Here is a 2,104-nt window from a genome sequence, read left to right as displayed (position 1 = left end):
ATGGTCTAGTTGGTCAAACCTTCGTTCCTCCACCCGCATAGCGGGTGGTTTTTTGTTTCGCACGCTTCGCGAGCTCAACTGGCTAAAGCCATAACCAAAAAAGCAGCCATCAGGCTGCTTTTTTCTTTAATAGGCGAATATTCTTCCCTTACTGCTCCCGCTGACGGATCACATACACGCATTTTCTCCCTTGCTGGGCTAAACATTCCGTACGTTCGACATCAGCATCCAGCAGCGATTCGAACAGCTTCAATTCGCAATCGCAGGCATGATTGTAACGATTCGCGATTTGCGAGATCGGGCAGTTATGCTCCATCAGCACGTATTCGCCGCCATCGGTTTCTTGAAGCTCCGTCATGTACCCGTTGTCGTTTTGAATCTCCGAGAGTGTACGCACCTTTTCGGTCAGCGATTTCCCTTGCATCTCGGTCATATATTTGCGGCTCAGCTTCTCCTTACGGCGATCGAACAGGCGGTCCACCATGACTTCGCCGCTCTCCTCGGCCAATTCGTCCAGCAGATCCAGCGTCAGCGAATGATATCTCTTAGGAAAAAGTCCCTCAGCCAGCTCGGTTAACCCATAGACAGCAGTGGGGCGTCCTGCCGTCTGCCGAACCATTTTCGATTCGATCAGCCCGTCGCGTTCCATCGTGCCGAGATGGCGGCGGACCGCCATTTCCGTGATCTGCAGTTCGGTCGTCAGCTCTTTGGCACTCAGAGGTCCGGCGGTTTTCATTAAATGAAGAATCCGCTCGCGGGTGGAAAGGTCTTTCTTCGTATTCATATGAGACACTCCCTTTCGGGTGATAGTTCCGGCGGTTCTTAACTTTGTGAGGCGACGAGAGCAGCTTCCCGGCACGCTTCCGAACAGAAGCCCTGGTGTTCCTCTTCGCAATCCTCACAGCAGACATATTGCAAATTGCACACCGGGCAGTTGATATACCGGTCATGCGACGTACCGCAATGGTGGCAACTGGCGATCACGATGTCCTCGTCCGTGCGGTTGATCGGCACGGAAATCCGTTCGTCGAACACATAGCACTTGCCGTCAAAAAGACGTCCTTTCACCTGCGGATCTTTGCCATAGGTCACGATTCCGCCTTCCAACTGAGCAACGTCGGTGAACCCTTCGTTCAGCAAGAAGCCGGTCAGCTTCTCGCAACGGATGCCCCCGGTGCAGTAAGTCAAAATTTTCTTATCCTTGTACTCGCTCAGATTCTGGCGAATCCATTCCGGAAACTCGCGGAAGGATTCAATATCCGGCCGAATCGCTCCGCGAAAATGGCCGATATCATACTCATAATCGTTACGTCCGTCCAGAACGATTACATCATCCTGCTGGAGTTGCTCATAAAACTCGACGGGGGAGAGACGCTTGCCGCTGATCACGTTAGGGTCAAGCTCCTGATCAACGCGGAAGGTCACCAGCTCTTTTTTGTGGCGAACAAACATCTTCTTAAATGTATGGCCGTCGGCTTCATCGATCTTAAACACGATATCGGCGAACAGCGGGTTCGCTTTAAGGTCGTTCATATATTTCTCGGTTTGCTCTACTGTTCCGGACAAGGTCCCGTTGATGCCTTCGGCAGCGATCAGGATGCGGCCCTTGATTCCCAGCTCCTTGCAGTATTGCAGATGCTCGGCAGTGAAGGCGGCAGGATCCTCGATGCGGACAAACTTATAAAATAATAATACGCGGTAAGCGTGTTGTTCCATTATTCAGATCACCTATCTATTCTATGATGAATTCTACTGCATTGTATTCCAAGGTTCTCAACTTAGTCAATATATAAGTATAGTAAGTATATTAATACAGGTCTAGCGGTTATTCTTTCCTTACGCTGTCGTGGAAGCAAAGCATTTGGAAAATAAGGGTTGCCGAGACCTTCGGTTCTCGCAGGTGCAGTAATCGCCGAGCTGTGTGCTTGGGGTGCCGTGGGTCGAAACAGAAGATATTAAATAGAAAGAAAGCCCGCCATCCGGCGGGCTTTCTTCTATATATGCCTGGCAGTTACGCCGTGCGTTTCATGTTCAGCGGTTGCTTAGGCGTTGGGGCTTGCGTTCCGGCATCGCCATTTTTGTGGAACAGCTTGCGGAGGTAAGG

The 2,104-nt window shown here is 51.0% G+C and carries 2 protein-coding genes; both read right to left on the bottom strand.

Features of this window, described 5'->3' with window-relative positions; genetic code table 11:
• Window positions 1–148: 148 nt before the first annotated feature.
• Entirely contained in the window at window positions 149–784 is a 636-nt protein-coding gene (locus tag M891_RS0122115; RefSeq protein ID WP_028540296.1) for a helix-turn-helix transcriptional regulator, read from the bottom strand.
• Window positions 785–822: 38 nt separating this feature from the next.
• Window positions 823–1,716: an oxygen-dependent tRNA uridine(34) hydroxylase TrhO gene (gene trhO, locus M891_RS0122110; protein WP_028540295.1), complete on the bottom strand. Its 894-nt coding sequence runs from the start codon at window positions 1,714–1,716 to the stop codon at window positions 823–825.
• Window positions 1,717–2,104 lie beyond the last annotated feature (388 nt).

This window comes from Paenibacillus sp. J14, from assembly GCF_000518465.1.
In the GTDB taxonomy this organism is placed as follows: Bacteria; Bacillota; Bacilli; order Paenibacillales; family Paenibacillaceae; genus Fontibacillus; species Fontibacillus barengoltzii.
This window is presented reverse-complemented; position numbering and strand designations above follow the sequence as displayed.